We start from the raw sequence: 15,785 nt of genomic DNA, 5'->3' as shown, positions 1-15,785 counted from the left end.
ATCTGTGGGGCATACCCTTGCGCCTCCGCCCGATTCGTTGCGCCGCGCCGCACCCGACAGCTTGGTGCAGGTACCGTGCCCCGGCTATCCTACCCTGCGGGTGGGCCGTATTCTGTTCGTGGGCAACAACGTAACCCGGGAGGCAGTACTACGGGCCGAGCTGGATTTCCGGGAAAATGATACCCTGGCAGCAGCGGCTCTTGGCCGTCGGCTGGAAGCCAACCGCCGCCGGCTGTTTAACCTGCAGCTGTTTCATCAGGTGCTGGTGCAGTCGGTGTGCCGGGAGGGGGAGCTTACCGTGCTTTACAGCGTACAGGAGCGGTGGTACACGTTTCCCGTGCCTATTTTCTCCCTGGCCGACCGGAACTTCCGCTCCTGGCTGGACCGCCCCGACCGGTGGCAGCGGGTAGACTATGGCCTGCATCTGGTGCGGCGTAACTTTCGGGGCCGCAACGAACAGCTGCTGGCAAATCTGCAGCTGGGGTTCAACCGCAAATACGAGTTGTTTTATGAAGCTCCCGGCTACGGCCGCAAGCGGCGCGTGGGGTTTGGGGCCGGCTATTCCTACTACCGGAGCCATTCCCTGGATTATGCCACCGTTGCCGACCGGCTCCGTAATCTGCGGCAGGAGCGGGCCTTTCCCATCGAGCGGCAGTACGCCACCGTGGGCATCCGCTGGCGCCGAACAGTGCAGCATCTCACGGCCTTCGATGTCTCTTATCACCACGAGCAGGTTTCCGACTCAGTGCTGTACTACAACCCGCGGTACTTTCTGCACGGTCCGCGGCGCCAGTACCTGGAGTTTGGGCTGGTAAGCACCCTCAACCAGCGCAACACCTTCGCCTACCCGCTCACTGGCCAGTTTGCGCAGCTGAGTGCTACGTACCGCACTTTCCTTGATAGCTCTACCCCTTCCATTCTTACGCTGCGGGGCCGCTACGCACGCTATATAGCATTAGGTGGGCCGTTTTACTACAGTGCTGGAGCCACTGCCCAGCTCCGGTTCGCCCGCGCCCTGGCTTACCCCGACGACCGGGCTTTCGGCTACGATGTGCTGGTACGGGGCTATGATGCCTACGTGGTAGAAGGCCGCCAACTCGGCTTAATACAGCAAGGCCTCACCTTCCGCCTCCTGGATTTAGGCAAGCTGACAGTGGATGGGCTGCCCAGCTCCCGCTTCAACACCATACCGCTGGTATTTTATTTAAATACCTTTGTCGACGTCGGCTACGTACGTCAGCCCGCTGCACAGGCAGCTAATCGGTTACCCAATCAGATGTTGGCCTCGGCCGGCGTGGCCCTGCATTTGGTCACGTACTACGACTGGGTATTCACATTTGAATACACCCGCAACCGGGAGCAGCAAGGGGGCTTTTTCTTTCGTACCCAGTTTCCCATCTGACAACCGCCTCCTCCGCCGGTAGCCGGATTATGTTTTTGTTATGAAAATAGCCATTCTGGGAAAGCCGTTCGATGAAAATCAAACCGCTTTTATGCAGGAAATGATAGATGATCTGGTGCGGCGGCAGGCCGAGCTAAGTATCCTCGAGTCATTTTATGCCTACCTCAGTCAATACATCCAGCTTCCTGAAGGCATCACTACCTTCAGGCGCGGCGACTCCCTGCTGGGTACGCGCTTCGTGCTCAGTATCGGGGGCGATGGTACCCTGCTGGATACTGTTACCTACGTCGGGCCCCTGCAGATTCCTATTCTCGGTATCAACACCGGCCGGCTGGGCTTTCTGGCTACCATCTCTCCCGATAAAATTGCGCAAGCCATTGATGCCCTATTTAAAGGCCACTTCGTGCTGGAAGACCGTAGCCTGATCCGGGTGGATACGGATCCGGATACCTTCGGTGATATCAACTTCGGGCTCAACGAGTTCAGTATTCTGAAGCGGGATACATCCTCCATGATTGTAGTGCACACCTACATCGATGGGGAATACCTGAACTCCTACTGGGCGGATGGCCTGATTGTGTCAACGCCTACCGGATCCACCGGTTACTCGTTAAGTTGTGGGGGCCCGGTTATGCTTCCTCAGACGAACAATTTTATCATCGCTCCCGTATGCCCTCACAATCTGAATGTACGGCCCCTTATTGTGTCCGATCGGAGCGTAATTTCTTTTGAAATTGAAGGCAGAAGCAACAATTTTCTCCTCTCGCTCGACTCGCGTTCCAATACCGTGGAGGCTGGAATTCAGATTGCAGTTCGCCGAGAAAACTTTACTACTCGCCTGGTAAAGCTGAATCACGTTAACTTCCTGAGTACCTTGCGCAGTAAGCTCAACTGGGGCCTTGACCGCCGGAACCCCGCTGGAATACCGGTTTAAGCATAGAGTTTTTGCCGTAAATGTTTTTAAAGTTCACTGCATCTTCTACTTTTGTCGCTCACTGCGACCGTGTCCATACGATTTTTCGCACTTTTCCAGAACGATATTCTTAACCCTCGCTCAATATGAAGCAACTCTTGACCCACACTTTGGCCCTGTTGCTGGTCCTCGCGCTGGTAGCGTCGGAGGCGAGTGCGCAGCAGTTCAGTAAGCGGAAGCAGTACAACTCTGTTGGTCTTACCCTGAATGGTATGGCGTATTTTGGTGACATCACACCAAAACCCAGCATTCCTAGCTTCCGCCCGGGCGCCACTCGTCCTAACGTAGGGCTCAATATTACCCGTCGTTTTGCTCCGCGTATTTCTGGCCGTGCCTCTCTTTCGTACGGCCGTATCACCGGTGACGATGCCAAAGCTGCTGACCAGACAGATCCGGAAGCAAAATACCGCTACAACCGGAACATGAACTTCCGCAATGATATTCTGGAACTGGCGGCCACGGGTATTTTCGACCTGATTGAGAACCGTAATAACTATATCAAGCGTCCGGATTTTGTTCCTTACGTGTTTGCCGGGGTTGGTGTAATTCACCACAACCCGAAGGGGTTGGATGCTGATGGCAATATTGTAGCCCTGCAGCCGTTAAAGACTGAGGGCCAGTCCAGCGGCTATTCTCTCACCCAGTTTGTCATTCCTTTCGGTGCAGGTGCCCGTTACAAACTCAATAAAAGCTTCGATATTGGCATCGAACTAGGTTTCCGCAAAACATTCACGGACTACCTCGATGATGTAAGCACCAACTATGTCACCGACCGTAATCAGCTTCAGTCAGATGCTGCCAAATACTTCGGCTTCGACATTACCCGGGGTGTAGCAGGTACTTACTCCACTGCAAACCAGGCTGGTGGCCAGCGTGGCAAGAGCAATGAGAAGGACTGGTACTCAACTCTGGGCCTTTCGGTAAACTATATCCTCGCTCCGCGGGTACGCAACCCCAAATTCAGATAGTCAGTACTGCTGGCTGTCCTTTCTTCAACAGCCAGTCAGCGCATGATCAATTTGACCTCGCATACAGCACTCCTTATCGGCGCCATGTCGGTAGGGAGTGTTTTTTTTGTCCGCTCAGCAGCAGCCCAGAATACCAGTGAGCTGGGCGTTGGTATCGGGGGGCTTGTGTACAAGGGAGAACTTTCGCCCAATTACCAGTTTCGTAACAACCGCCCCGCGCTAACGGCGTTTTACCGCAAGGATATTTCGGCTCCGATAACACTGCGCGCCGGTTTGATGGGCGGTATGCTCCGTGCCGATGACCGCAACGTGACGGGGAGTAGTGGAAACGTAACGCCCCAGGCTGCTTACCGGGACGCCAACATGAAAGGCAGCTTGTTGGAGGCCGCGGGTGGTATGGAATACAATTTCTACGACTACCACAACCGTCGGGATAAGATCCATTTCACACCTTATGTCTTTATTGGTGTAGCTGGGTTTTATGCCAATACTACTACTGCCAGCACGGCACAGCCATTGCTAAATCAGAAAGCCGCCGTGTTCAGCGTAGCAGTTCCGGTTGGCCTAGGCTTTAAATATGCTGTATCGGAGCACTGGAACCTGGGACTGGAGGCCGGAGCCCGCAAAACCTTCACCGACAACCTCGACCACGTAGATGGTCAGTCGGGGGGGCAGAACGACTTGCTAGGTAACCCGCACGACCAGGACTGGTACTTCTACAACGGGCTGAGTATTTCCTACACGTTCTACAAAATCAGGTGTCCGGACAAAAGCCAGGAGAAAGGCAAGAAGGCTGATAAGTAGAGGCGCGCCTGCACCTGCACTGCCCCCGGTATACGAAATGCCGGGGGCAGTGCGTATTTTAGCCGGGTGCTGCAAGTGGTTATCGGGCAGAGGGGAATGCAACCATTTGCGTAACTTGCGGCCTCTTTACGCAAAAAGTACTAATGGCCGCTCGGTCCGAAATTGACTCCCAGAATATTCCCGCTCACGTAGCCGTCATCATGGATGGCAATGGCCGTTGGGCCAAGCAGAAGGGCGGCTTACGCATTTTCGGGCACCAAAGTGCTATTACGGCTGTGCGCGAAACGGTGGAAGCTGCGGCAGAAGCGGGTGTAAAGTACCTGACCTTGTATGCTTTTTCGACCGAAAACTGGTCGAGGCCGGCTCACGAGGTAATGGCGCTGATGCAGCTGCTGGTGCATACCATCCGGCAGGAGACATCCACCTTGCTGAAAAACAGCATCCGCCTGCAGGCTATTGGGCAGATTGAAAATCTACCGGCATCCTGCCAGAAAGAGCTGGCTGAAGCTATTGAGCTGACCAAGGATGGAACCCGCACGACGCTGCTGCTGGCCCTGAGCTACAGCGGCCGGTGGGACCTGACCCAGGCCAGCCGGCAAGTGGCAATGGAGGTGGCGGCGGGTCGCTTGCAGCCTGATCAGATTACGGAGGCTACTGTGGCCGGATTCCTTTCCACAGCCGGTATTCCGGACCCCGAACTGCTGATTCGCACGAGTGGCGAACAGCGAATTAGCAATTTTCTCCTGTGGCAGCTGGCCTATACAGAACTGTTTATTACCGATTTGCTCTGGCCGGATTTCCGGCGGGAGCATTTCTACGATGCCCTGCGCGCCTATCAGCAGCGGGAGCGTCGTTTCGGGAAGACCAGTGAGCAGCTAACCGTATCGTAATTCCCGAACATGAGTTCTTCTTACCATAAGCTAGTTCCTGCAGCCGTCCTGGCCCTGGCCCTGGGTGCTGCCCCTGCTACAACTGCCTTTGCGCAAACCCAGGCGGTGCCCGAAGGCGAACAGGCACAGCGCTATACGTTGGGTGGTATTACCATCAGCGGTGCCCGTTACCTCGACCCCAATACGCTGATCGGACTAACCGGCCTGAAAATCGGCGACCCAATTACGATTCCGGGGGAAGAAATAGGCCGGGCCATCCGGAAGCTCTGGGACCAGGGCATTCTGGGGGATGTAAGCGTAAGCATTACCCGCACCGAAGGCTCTCAGGTGTTTCTGGACTTCAACCTGAAGGAACGGCCCCGGCTTTCCAAGTTCGAATTTACCGGCATTGGGAAAAGCCAGGCGGATGAGCTGAAGAACAAGATCAAGCTGATCCGGGGCAAGGTGGTAACGGACGCCTTGCTGAGCAACACCCGCACTCAGGTACGGAAGTTCTACACCAACAAGGGCTTCCTTGACGCCAAGGTGAATATTACCCAGAAAGCCGATTCGGCCCTGTCGAATAGTGTGGTACTGTTCATTAACGTGGACAAGGGCTCGAAGGTGAAAATCAACGACATCGTGTTTGAAGGTAATACTGCCTTCAAGGACGGCAAGTTGAAGGGGAAGTTCAAAAAGACCAAGGAGAAGAAGTTTCCGAAGCTGTTCAACTCCGGGAAATACCAAGCCAAGGAGTTTGCCGACGATAAGGAGAAGCTGATAGAGTTCTATAATAGCCAGGGCTACCGCGACGCTGTAATTGTGTCCGATTCACTGGCGCGGGTAGGCGAGGGGCTACGCCTGACGGTGAAGGTGGATGAAGGCCCGAAGTACTACTTCCGCAACATCACCTGGAAGGGCAACTACCTCTACGACGACAAGACGCTGGCCTCCGTGCTGGGCATCAAGGAGGGCAGCGTATACAGCAAAGAAACGCTGGACAAGCGCCTGACTTACAACCCTACGGGTCAGGACGTGTCGTCGCTGTACATGAACGACGGCTACTTGTTCTTCCAGATTGATCCGGTGGAAACCAAGGTGGAAGGCGACTCCATTGATATTGAGATGCGCGTGTCGGAAGGCGTACAGGCCCGCATCAAAGACGTGAACATTGCCGGCAACACCAAAACCTCCGACCACGTGGTGCGGCGGGCTTTGTATACGCTGCCCGGCGACAAGTTCAGCCGGGAGCAGTTGATCCGGAGCCAGCGCGAAATTGCTACGCTGGGCTACTTCGACCCCGAGAAAATTGGCCTGAACCCGGTGCCCAACCAGGCCGACGGTACCGTGGACATCAACTACACCGTGGAAGAAAAGCCTTCCGACCAGATTACTCTGTCGGGTGGCTGGGGTGGCTATGCCGGCTTCATTGGCACGGTGGGGCTGGTGTTCAACAACTTCTCTTTGCGCAAAGCTGGTACCCTGCGCAACTGGACGCCCGTGCCGGCCGGCGACGGGCAGCGCCTGGCCCTGAACGTGCAAGCCAACGGCCTGCAATACCAGGCTTACTCGTTTTCCTTCACCGAGCCCTGGCTGGGTGGGCGCAAGCCTAACTCCCTGTCGTTCAGCTTAACCAAAACGATTTACCGTTTGGGCAGCAGCTTCGATGTTAATTCGGAACAGTCGCTGAAAACCAACGGGGCCAGCATTAGCCTGGGCCGCCGCCTGCGCTGGCCCGACGATTATTTCACGCTGAGCAACGCCTTATCGGTAACGCAGTACAAGCTGAAAAACTACCCCGGTTTGGGTGCCAACTTCTTTCCCACGGGCACCGGCAATGCCACCAACGTCACGTTCAACACCACCCTTTCGCGCAACAGCATTGATAATCCCACGTTCACGCGGCGCGGCTCTTCGCTGTCGTTGAGCGTGAACCTGACGCCGCCCTACTCCCTGTTCCCCGGCTCGCACCCCAGCGTGAACGAGTGGGTAGAGTTTCATAAGTGGATGTTCGATGCCTCGTGGTTCTCGCCGGTGGTGGGTAAGCTGGTGCTGAACACGCGGGCGCACTTCGGCTTCATTGGCAGCTACAACAGTGCCCGTCCTATTGGGCCGTTCGAACGGTTTAAGCTAGGTGGCTCGGGCTTGGGCTACGGGGGATCCAGCAACTTCATTGCCGGTACCGAATACGTAGGCCTGCGCGGTTACGCCGATCCGAATGACGTGAACTCCCTGCCTGCTTCTCAGCAGACGTCGGCTGGGGGCGTGGTGTACAATAAATTCGTGATGGAAATGCGTTATCCGGTCAGCCTCAATCCGGCAGCCACAGTGTACGTACTCAGCTTTGCCGAAGCCGGTAATTCCTTCGAGCAGTACACCAACTACAACCCCTACAAGCTGTACCGCTCGGCGGGGGTAGGAGCCCGCATTTTCATGTCGGCATTTGGTTTGCTAGGCTTCGATTATGGCTGGGGCTTCGACAAAGTGCCGGTTACTTCGGCCGGTCAGAAGCAGGACAAGGGCATATTCCACTTTATCATTGGTCAGCAGCTCCGTTAAGCCCGGCGGCGCGGCGGGCCGTTCATATTTCCTCTGTATCAGGATGCGTAAACTGTTGTTGTGGATGGCTGCCCTAAGCGTAGGGCTGATGGTTGGCCTGCTGCCCCGCGAAGCGCGGGCCCAGAAGTTCGGGTACGTGGATTCCGAGTTTATCATGAGCAAGATGCCGGCCTATACCCAGGCCCAGCAGGAGCTCAATACGCTGTCGGCCAACTGGCAGAAGGATATCGAAACCCAAAAAAAGGACCTCGATAAGCTCTACCGGAATTATCAGGCCGAAGAAGTGGTTCTGACGGAGGCTATGAAAAAAAAGCGCCAGGACGAGATTCTGAAGAAGGAACAGGACATCAAAGCCTACCAGAACCGGATTTTCGGCTTTGAAGGCCAACTCTTCAAGAAGCGCCAGGAGCTGACCAAGCCCGTGCAGGACAAAGTGTTCGAAGCCATTGAAAAAGTGGCCAAGAAAAAGCAGCTGGCCATCATATTCGATAAATCCGGCGACCTGACCATGCTTTACACCAATCCCGTGCACGACTACACGGAATTTGTACTGGAAGAACTTGGTTTAGCTTCCGAAGACCGAAACCAGCCGGCCCAGAAAGGCACCGTGAAAACGGTAGCTACCCCCCAAACTCCGGCCGGCGACGCGGCCGCCGAAGAGGAGCCCGTGCCCGGTAAGCAACCCACCCGAACCCCGGCGCGGCCATCTACCCGAAAAAAGTAACTTTGCGCATCTAACTCTCTGACTTTTCTCTTTTTGATGACCACTATGAACAAATTCCGCGTTGCGCTGGCTGTTGCCGCCCTCACCTTTACTACGGCTACGGCTTCGATGGCACAGACCGCCGCACCGCTGAAAATCGGCTATACCAGCGTGGAGTACGTGCTGAGCCAGATGCCCGAAAGCAAGCAGATTGAGTCGCAGCTGAAAGACTACAGCACCCAGCTCAAAAACCAGCTGGACGCTAAGTACACTGAATATCAAACCAAGGGACAGGCGTTCCAGAATGGTCAGGCTACTATGTCGGACCCAGTGCGTGCTGATAAGCAAAAAGAACTGCAGAACTTGCAGCAATCAATTCAGGAGTTTCAGCAGAATGCCGAAGTATCGTTGCAGCAGAAGCAGCAGGCGCTGCTGAAGCCCGCCTTGGACAAGCTGCAGAAGAACATTGACGCGGTAGCCGATGAAAACGGCTACACCTACATCCTGAACTCGGACGGAGCCAGCCCGGTGTTGCTGCACGGCCCCAAGGATGGCGACGTATCGGACCTGATTCTGAAAAAAATGGGTATCACGCCCGGTGCTGCTCCGGCTGCTGCGGCTCCTAAGGTAACCGCACCTGCTGCTACGCCTGCCACCGTACCCGCTGCCTCCAAAACCAAAACCAAGACGAAGAAATAAGTTGTAGGTCGTAGACCTGTTTCTGACCGGATTTCTGCACAGCCGGGGCGTTTGCTCCGGCTGTTGCTGTTTTATAGAGCCCGGCCCCGCCCTGCCACGCGGGGCCAGTAGATGTACTACCTGACCCAAGCCCATATGTCGGAGCTGGAAGAAGAACTGGAAAAACCTATACTCCCGGCCGGTACGTTGCTGGAAGGGGCAACTGGCGCCGAAGAAGACGAAGAAGGCGGGGACGAGCTGTATGAGCACCACCGCATCACGGCCGACCGGCGGCAGGAGCTGCTGCGGCTGGATAAATTTCTGCTGAACCGCCTGCCCAGCACCTCCCGCACCCGCATTCAGAATGCTATTAAGGCTGAGGCGGTGCAGGTGAACGACCGGGCCGTGAAATCAAACTACCGCGTCAAGCCCGGCGACACCATTACCATTACCCTGCCCGAGCCACCCCGCGAGTTTAAGGTGGTGCCCGAGCCGATGAACCTTGATATCCGCTACGAGGATGCTGAGCTACTCATCGTGAACAAGCCGGCCGGACTGGTGGTGCATCCGGCCTTCGGCAACTGGAACGGTACGCTGGTGAACGGGCTGGCCTATCACCTGCAAAACCTGCCCACCGGCCGCAACGGCGAAATCCGCCCTGGCTTAGTGCACCGCATTGATAAGGACACCTCGGGGCTGCTGGTAATCGGCAAAACTGAGTTTGCCATGACGCACTTGTCCAACCAGTTCTTTCATCATACCATTGAGCGGACCTACTTAGCTTTGGTGTGGGGCGTGCCAAAGGATGAAGCCGGTACCGTGCGGGGCCACATTGGCCGCAGCCTGAAGGACCGCAAGGTGCAGGCCGTGTATCCGGATGGGGAACAGGGTAAACACGCCGTAACCCATTACAAGGTGTTGCGTTCCTTCGGTAAGGTGGCCCTGCTGCAATGCAACCTGGAAACCGGCCGCACCCACCAGATTCGGGCCCACATGAAGCACATCGGCCACCCGCTGTTTGGCGACGCTACCTACGGGGGCGACAAGATTGTGTATGGGCAGCGCACGGGTGCATATAAGGCATTTGCCGAAAAAATGCTGGAGTTGATGCCCCGACAGGCACTACATGCCAAATCACTGGGCTTCGAACACCCGACTACCCGCGAACTGCTGCACTTCGAAGCTGAATTACCGGCTGATTTTGAAGCCGTGCTGGCAGAATGGGACAAGTATGCCACCGAGCATCCGTAAAGGGCGTAGCGGGCACTAAAAACGCAAAAAGGCCCGCTACTCAGTAGCGGGCCTTTTTACTATAAAGCGCCAAGTAGTTACTTTCGCTTCACCGGAGCCTTGGCCGGCGCCTTCTTGGCCGGAGCCGGCTTCGTAATTTCACTTACAGCCGTTTTGGCCTGCTGGTCGTTGGGGTCCAGGGCCAGGGCTTGCTGCCAGTAGGGTAAAGCCGTAGCCTTGTCGCCTTTCTGGTAGTAGTAGTAGCCCAAGTACTTGTTTGCCTCAATCAGGCCCGATTTGTACTTGCTCGCATCCTCAGCGGCACCGGCTACCTTGAGGTACTGCTCATAGTAGGGTTTTGCCAGACCCTGCTTGGAGTCTTTGTCGATGTTAGCATTGGCCCGGGCCCGCATCTGGTAGCCAGGAATGTAGTTCGGACGCTCCGTCAGTACTACCCCGTATAGGCTGTCGGCCTGTGCATACTGACCATTGAGCTCATAGGCCCGGCCCAGATATACTTTGTCCGTCAGCTCTCCACCCTTGTTAGCATTCATACGTGCCTTCAAGGTAGAAATGGCATTGGGATAGTCCTTCGCTGCTAAGTAAGCCTGCGCCAGCTCATTCTGCAGCTCAGCCGCTTTCTTGGGGTCGGCATCAATAGCCTTCTTGATGATGGCCGCACCTTCGGCAGTTTTGCCGCCCTTAATCAGCATCTTACCGTAGTACACGTTGTCTTCGGTAATTATTTTGTTTTCAGCCTGAGCAACTTGCAGGTACTTCTGCATAGCGGCCAAAGCCTCATCGTTTTTACCGGTTTCGTACAGGCTATAGGCCCGCAGACGGTTCATGGTGAGGTTGTTAGGCTCTTTAGCTAGTACCTTATCCACTTCCACCAGGGCTTCCGGGTACTTCTTGGTCAGGTACAGGAAGGAAGCATACTTGGCATCGGTAGTCGACGACTTCTCAGCCAGCGAGGAATACTTCTGGAACTGGGCCAGAGCGTCGTCGTAGCGGCCGGCAAAGTAGTAGGTTTCAGCCAGCGAGTTATACGCCGGGGCGTAGTTCGGGTCGATGCTGATGGCTTTGTCGAAGTTGGTTTTGGCTTCGTTATAAGTACGGGCCCGCATGTTCAGTTGGCCTTTCCGTACGTATGCCTGCACGTTGTTGGGGTCGGCCAGCGAAGCACGCTCGTAGCTGTTCATTGCTTCGCCACCACCCGTTTCCGACTTCAGGTAAATGTCGCCACGGGCAATCATCAAAGCCGGATCATCTTTGCCTTTGTTCAGCTTTTCGCCGGCAGCTACATACGACAAGGCCTTACCAGTGTCTTTCACGTCCGACTCGGCGTAGGCCTGAGCAATCATGGTGTACACCTTCTGGTCCTTGCCTTTCGAGGCTTTCACAGCGTTGTCGAACTGAATTTCAGCCTCGGCGGTCTTACCCTTGGCCAACGCAGCCCGGCCAGCGGCAATCATCGTCATGGGGTCTTTCTGGTTCAGAGAAACCCGGTTGAAGTAATACGCGGCCGAGTCGGGCATGTCCCGCATTTGATACAGGCGACCCAATTCGTACGAGGTTTCATTGGACTGCGGGGCACGCAGCAGGGCGGCACGGGCTTCACTGTAGCGCTCCAACTCAATGGCTTTCTGAGGGCTGGTTTGAGCAAGCGCGGCCGAACCGGTAACGGACAAAGCAGCGAGGAGCGTGAGCTTCCAGGGCTTGAGGTTCATGAGCAAAAGGTTTGGTGAAAAGACGTAGGAAAGGGAGATAAACAGGGTTAGAGCGCAGGCTTTACATCCATCATTCGAACTTGACCCTTGGCAGGCATCAACCCCGACTTCAGCATGATGAGCTGCCCCTTATTACCTGCCACAAAGGTTGCAAAACCGGTGCCAAGTCCGGTCCGGGCTTCGCGGCTGATAACATACAGGTTACGACGCAACGGATACAGCTTCTGCGCCAGATACGCCTGGTAAGGCTGAACGTAGTCTGCTGGAGCGGACCCCGCTGACTTGGGGCTTATACCCGCCACTCGTATCCGTTTCAGAAACTTCGGCACCTTAGGATCGTCCCGGTCACTGATCCAGTTGATGCCGATTACCCCAATAGCAGTGGGATGAGTAGCAACGTAATCAATAAGAGCTGGGTTCGATTTGGAGGCAAAAACCCCTTTGGCCAAGGCTGCCCCATTGTTCACCGAGTCCTGCACGTAGCGGGCGGTGCTGGAGTTATTATTATCGAATACAGCCGTAATAGCCCCCAGCTTATTACCTGGGCTGATCTGACTCCATTGTGTTAGCTGACCGGTAAAAATACCTTTCAGCTGAGCCGTGGTCAGCAGCGTATCCCGGTTGCTGGGGTGCATAATGATGGCTACTCCATCTACCCCGATCCGGACGGAATAGGGCTCCAGCTTAAGGCGCTGCAACGTAGCTTTCTCCTCCGCCGACAAATCCCGTGATACCACCGCCAGCCGGATGCTGTCGGCCATGAAGGCGCGCATCACATCCAACTCTGGCTGGTACGCAGCCTGAATATGGGCGCTGGTGTAGAGTTTCTGAAATGTATCAACCTGCGACTTCAGAATAGGAGCAAACGTCTCGTCTACGCCAATACGAATGGTCCCGCTGGTTGGAGTGTCGGTAGCGCCCGGCTGGGTAGAGGTGTTCCCGCCGCAGCTGGCCAGCCACGAGCAAGCCACTAAGCTGGCGCCAATACTCCATAAGTTAGCGTGCGTCATTCCGGTCTTTTTTGAAATGTTGCTGGTAGGTGCGGACAAATCTAACGATTCCGTAAAATACGAAGACGACAGCCAGTAGGCGGCGGGGTAGCTCGGGAAGGTTGAAGGTACCCGCCGGGGCAAACCACAGAAATACCCCGATACCCGCATAAAGCACCGACATAATGAGGGTAAAGTAGCGTACCAGAGTAGGTTGGCTACGCTGGCCCAACCGTTCGTTGGTAGTGGGGCGTTCAGACATTGGTAGAAAAGCTAGAAGCAGGGTGGTGTGTTTTAAACGCAAAATCCACCCGATTTTGTTCGTTCGCAACCTGCATGGCTACTGGTGGGTGAACAGCGGGCCGCAAAAAAAGCCAAAAAACGGCTGATTCTGAGCGAACCAGTCGTTTTTTGGCTTCCGGAAAAACAATTCAGTTTCTGCTATGTAACATCAGCCGCCTACTCATATTTGAAGGTAATGGGTAGCGTGTAGCGTACCGGCACAGCATGGTGATTCTGATACCCTGGCTTCCAGGCCGGCATCTGCCGAATGACGCGGCTGGCTTCTTCATCCGTCCCAAAGCCCAGCCCTTTCAACACAGAAACATCCTGGATGCTGCCATCCGCATTGACGGTGAAAGAGATGAATACCTTACCCTCTACACCATTGCGTAGGGCTTGGGAGGGATAATGCAGCTGCCGTTGCAGGTATTTCATAAGCGCGGCCTGACCACCCGCAAACTCAGGCATTTCCTCTACGTGGAGAAATGGCTCTACCACGGCCGGTGTTGCGGGTTGCGTAACTGTATCGGTGCCTTTACCGGCTCCGCCTGCAACCAGGCCCCCTTCGCCGGCCTGGGCTACCGGCCCAATCACTACCGGGCCATCAACTACAGGGGCAGTAATTATCTCGGTAGGCTCAGCTGTTACCTGTTCATTAGGCACTACTTTGGGCGGAAGCAAAGCAGGAGGGCGCACCACTACTGTGGCGGCTACTGGGGGGTGCGTGTGAGTAACCTGGTCGATGACTACATCCGCAAGCTCGTTGATCGGCTTTTCGGGTAATGCCTTGCCCATCGTTGTGCCTGTTGCATCAGGAAAAAAATGCTGTATGGCCAACGGCACAGCAATCAGCAGCACGGCCAAAGCAGTGGCAATACCAACAGCCTTGGTAACGTGCTGACCATACATCTGGCGGAGCACATAGGCACCGTAGGCTTTGTTGCGGCCCTCAAACACAATATCGTCGAGGGAAGGCAGAGGTGTGCGCGTGGCTGTGGTCATGGGATAGAAAAGTTAAGTGAACGATGAAAGAATACAGACCAATATTTCCAAGCCATTCTTCCCCGTATCACTTCGCTTATCCCTTGGCTTTCAACTAGTCAACGCCCACGGGAACGGCTGTAGTATGTTAGCCTACTATATTTTTTTATAGAACTATTCCTAACAAAAAAGCCCCAGACCGGACGGTGTCCAATCTGGGGCTTTGGGTGCTCAGCGGCGGGTGCCAATGAGCGAAGAAGCTTACTTAATGGCGAAGGTTACCGGAACCGTGTAGTATACCGATACCGCCCGACCATTCTGCTTACCAGGGGTAAAGCGAGGCAGGTTCTTGATAACCCGCAGCGACTCTTCGTCGCAACCGGCACCAATGCCTTTCTGCACTTCCGCATTCGTCACCGATCCGTCGGGACCAACTACGAACTTGATGAATACCCGGCCTTCCACCTGGTTACGCAGAGCCATTGCCGGATACTTGATGTTCTTGGCAATGTACTGCAGCAACGCTTCCTGTCCGCCGGGGAAAACCGGCATCTGCTCCACGTAGGTATAGGGCTTGGTTTCTACCACCTCCTCTACCGCTTTAGTGCCTTCACCGGGTTCCAAACCAGCCAGGTCGGCGGGGTTGTCAGTGTTGCCCTTCACGGTTTCGTTGGCTACCACCTTATCCTTTAGCTCTTCCTGATCCGGAATTTCTTCCTGCTTCTGTACCTCTTCGTCCTTTTTAACAACGGGGGGTACAAATTTGATGGTGGAGAGCTTCGGCGGCGGCGGTGGCGGCGCGTCTGGTGGCGGCGGGGGTGGGGGTGGCGGCTTCGTAGCGTCCAGGGGTGGGGCTTCGAGCACGTTCACCTTCAGCATCTTCTCATCTACTGCCACCTCGTCCTTCTTCAGCATGCGAGCCACCAGGGGAAACGCAATGAAGAGGGCGAACAGCGCAATAGCAATAAGAACTGCCCGGGTTACGTGCTTGCCATACACCCGCCGGATTACGTAGGCTCCATAGGCCTTATTGCGCCCCTCAAAGACGATGTCGTCGAGGGAGGCTTTGGCCAACTGTGCGTTGTCCATCATAATCCAGAAGATTTAATCAGTTCCTGGTCGGGCTTGGAAATGTCCACCAACGCATACTTTTTCGTTTCGGTGATGTTCATTTCGTCCAGAATGTCGACCATGTTCTTATAAGCGGCTTTGTCGTCCGGCTTAATCAGCACGACCAACTGCGGGTTGCTCTTGTGCTGAAGCAGCACTTTGCGAATCCCGTCAGCACCGTAGTTCGAGAGTTTCAGCTCGGGCTTCGTGGTGCCGTCCAACAGGCCGTCGTAGTAATACAGCTTGTTGTTTTCACCCAGCAGCAGCGTCAGGGCATTGGATGCCTTGATGGGCGGCTGCTCTTCACCCGGCTTGGGTTTTACCGGCATAGCAACCTCCATTACGGTCGGCTTGCTAAAGGTAGTCGTGAGCATGAAGAAGGTAAGCAGCAGGAAGGCCAGGTCCACCATCGGGGTCATGTCGATTTTGGTCGACATTTTTTTGGCCCGCTTCTTACCTCCTTTACCGGAGTCGGCTTGTTGTTGTATTTCTGCCATGTCTGTGCGG

Annotated in this window: 15 protein-coding genes; 9 read left to right on the top strand and 6 right to left on the bottom strand. The window is 55.3% G+C overall.

Features of this window, described 5'->3' with window-relative positions:
- Nucleotides 1-4 precede the first annotated feature (4 nt).
- From EI290_RS14965 to EI290_RS14925, 9 genes are all read left to right on the top strand, one after another.
- Nucleotides 5-1,402: a BamA/TamA family outer membrane protein gene (locus EI290_RS14965; protein ID WP_185817010.1), complete on the top strand. Its 1,398-nt coding sequence runs from the start codon at nt 5-7 to the stop codon at nt 1,400-1,402.
- A 40-nt stretch (nt 1,403-1,442) separates the two neighbouring features.
- A complete protein-coding gene (locus EI290_RS14960; protein ID WP_125432035.1) occupies nt 1,443-2,336 on the top strand; it encodes an NAD kinase in 894 nt (297 codons plus the stop codon).
- 125 nt (nt 2,337-2,461) lie between these two features.
- Complete coding sequence (locus EI290_RS14955; RefSeq protein WP_125432033.1) at nt 2,462-3,343, top strand: DUF6089 family protein; 882 nt, start codon at nt 2,462-2,464, stop codon at nt 3,341-3,343.
- A gap of 42 nt (nt 3,344-3,385) precedes the next feature.
- Nucleotides 3,386-4,147 (top strand): type IX secretion system protein PorG, encoded by a 762-nt coding sequence (porG, locus tag EI290_RS14950; protein ID WP_125432031.1) that lies wholly within the window; start codon nt 3,386-3,388, stop codon nt 4,145-4,147.
- A gap of 143 nt (nt 4,148-4,290) precedes the next feature.
- Nucleotides 4,291-5,037 (top strand): isoprenyl transferase, encoded by a 747-nt coding sequence (locus tag EI290_RS14945; protein WP_125432029.1) that lies wholly within the window; start codon nt 4,291-4,293, stop codon nt 5,035-5,037.
- Nucleotides 5,038-5,046: 9 nt separating this feature from the next.
- Nucleotides 5,047-7,575 (top strand): outer membrane protein assembly factor BamA, encoded by a 2,529-nt coding sequence (gene bamA / locus EI290_RS14940; protein WP_125432027.1) that lies wholly within the window; start codon nt 5,047-5,049, stop codon nt 7,573-7,575.
- A 43-nt stretch (nt 7,576-7,618) separates the two neighbouring features.
- Nucleotides 7,619-8,299: an OmpH family outer membrane protein gene (locus EI290_RS14935; RefSeq protein WP_125432025.1), complete on the top strand. Its 681-nt coding sequence runs from the start codon at nt 7,619-7,621 to the stop codon at nt 8,297-8,299.
- A 45-nt stretch (nt 8,300-8,344) separates the two neighbouring features.
- Nucleotides 8,345-8,977, top strand: coding sequence for an OmpH family outer membrane protein (locus tag EI290_RS14930; protein ID WP_246008966.1), 633 nt, complete (start codon nt 8,345-8,347; stop codon nt 8,975-8,977).
- 111 nt (nt 8,978-9,088) lie between these two features.
- Entirely contained in the window at nt 9,089-10,207 is a 1,119-nt protein-coding gene (locus tag EI290_RS14925) for an RluA family pseudouridine synthase (RefSeq protein ID WP_246008965.1), read from the top strand.
- Nucleotides 10,208-10,284: 77 nt separating this feature from the next.
- On the opposite strand, the gene EI290_RS14920 is transcribed toward EI290_RS14925, so the two are convergent.
- The 6 genes from EI290_RS14920 to EI290_RS14895 all read right to left on the bottom strand — a co-directional run bounded on the left by EI290_RS14920 (nt 10,285) and on the right by EI290_RS14895 (nt 15,775).
- On the bottom strand, nt 10,285-11,916 hold the full coding sequence (locus EI290_RS14920; RefSeq protein WP_125432021.1) for a tetratricopeptide repeat protein: 1,632 nt from the start codon (nt 11,914-11,916) through the stop codon (nt 10,285-10,287).
- Nucleotides 11,917-11,963: 47 nt separating this feature from the next.
- Nucleotides 11,964-12,926, bottom strand: a complete 963-nt coding sequence (locus EI290_RS14915; protein ID WP_125432019.1) for a PstS family phosphate ABC transporter substrate-binding protein — start codon at nt 12,924-12,926, stop codon at nt 11,964-11,966.
- Complete coding sequence (locus EI290_RS14910) at nt 12,913-13,167, bottom strand: hypothetical protein (RefSeq protein ID WP_125432017.1); 255 nt, start codon at nt 13,165-13,167, stop codon at nt 12,913-12,915. Before EI290_RS14910 ends, EI290_RS14915 begins: the two co-directional genes overlap by 14 nt.
- Nucleotides 13,168-13,364: 197 nt before the next feature.
- On the bottom strand, nt 13,365-14,189 hold the full coding sequence (locus tag EI290_RS14905; RefSeq protein WP_125432015.1) for an energy transducer TonB: 825 nt from the start codon (nt 14,187-14,189) through the stop codon (nt 13,365-13,367).
- A gap of 240 nt (nt 14,190-14,429) precedes the next feature.
- Entirely contained in the window at nt 14,430-15,260 is an 831-nt protein-coding gene (locus EI290_RS14900; RefSeq protein WP_240635422.1) for an energy transducer TonB, read from the bottom strand.
- Nucleotides 15,257-15,775: an ExbD/TolR family protein gene (locus EI290_RS14895; RefSeq protein WP_125432013.1), complete on the bottom strand. Its 519-nt coding sequence runs from the start codon at nt 15,773-15,775 to the stop codon at nt 15,257-15,259. Before EI290_RS14895 ends, EI290_RS14900 begins: the two co-directional genes overlap by 4 nt.
- Nucleotides 15,776-15,785: the final 10 nt, after the last annotated feature.

Source organism: Hymenobacter metallilatus, from assembly GCF_003944705.1.
Lineage (GTDB): Bacteria > Bacteroidota > Bacteroidia > Cytophagales > Hymenobacteraceae > Hymenobacter > Hymenobacter metallilatus.
The sequence above is the reverse complement of the archived record's forward strand: the minus strand, read 5'-3'. Positions and strand labels throughout refer to the sequence as shown.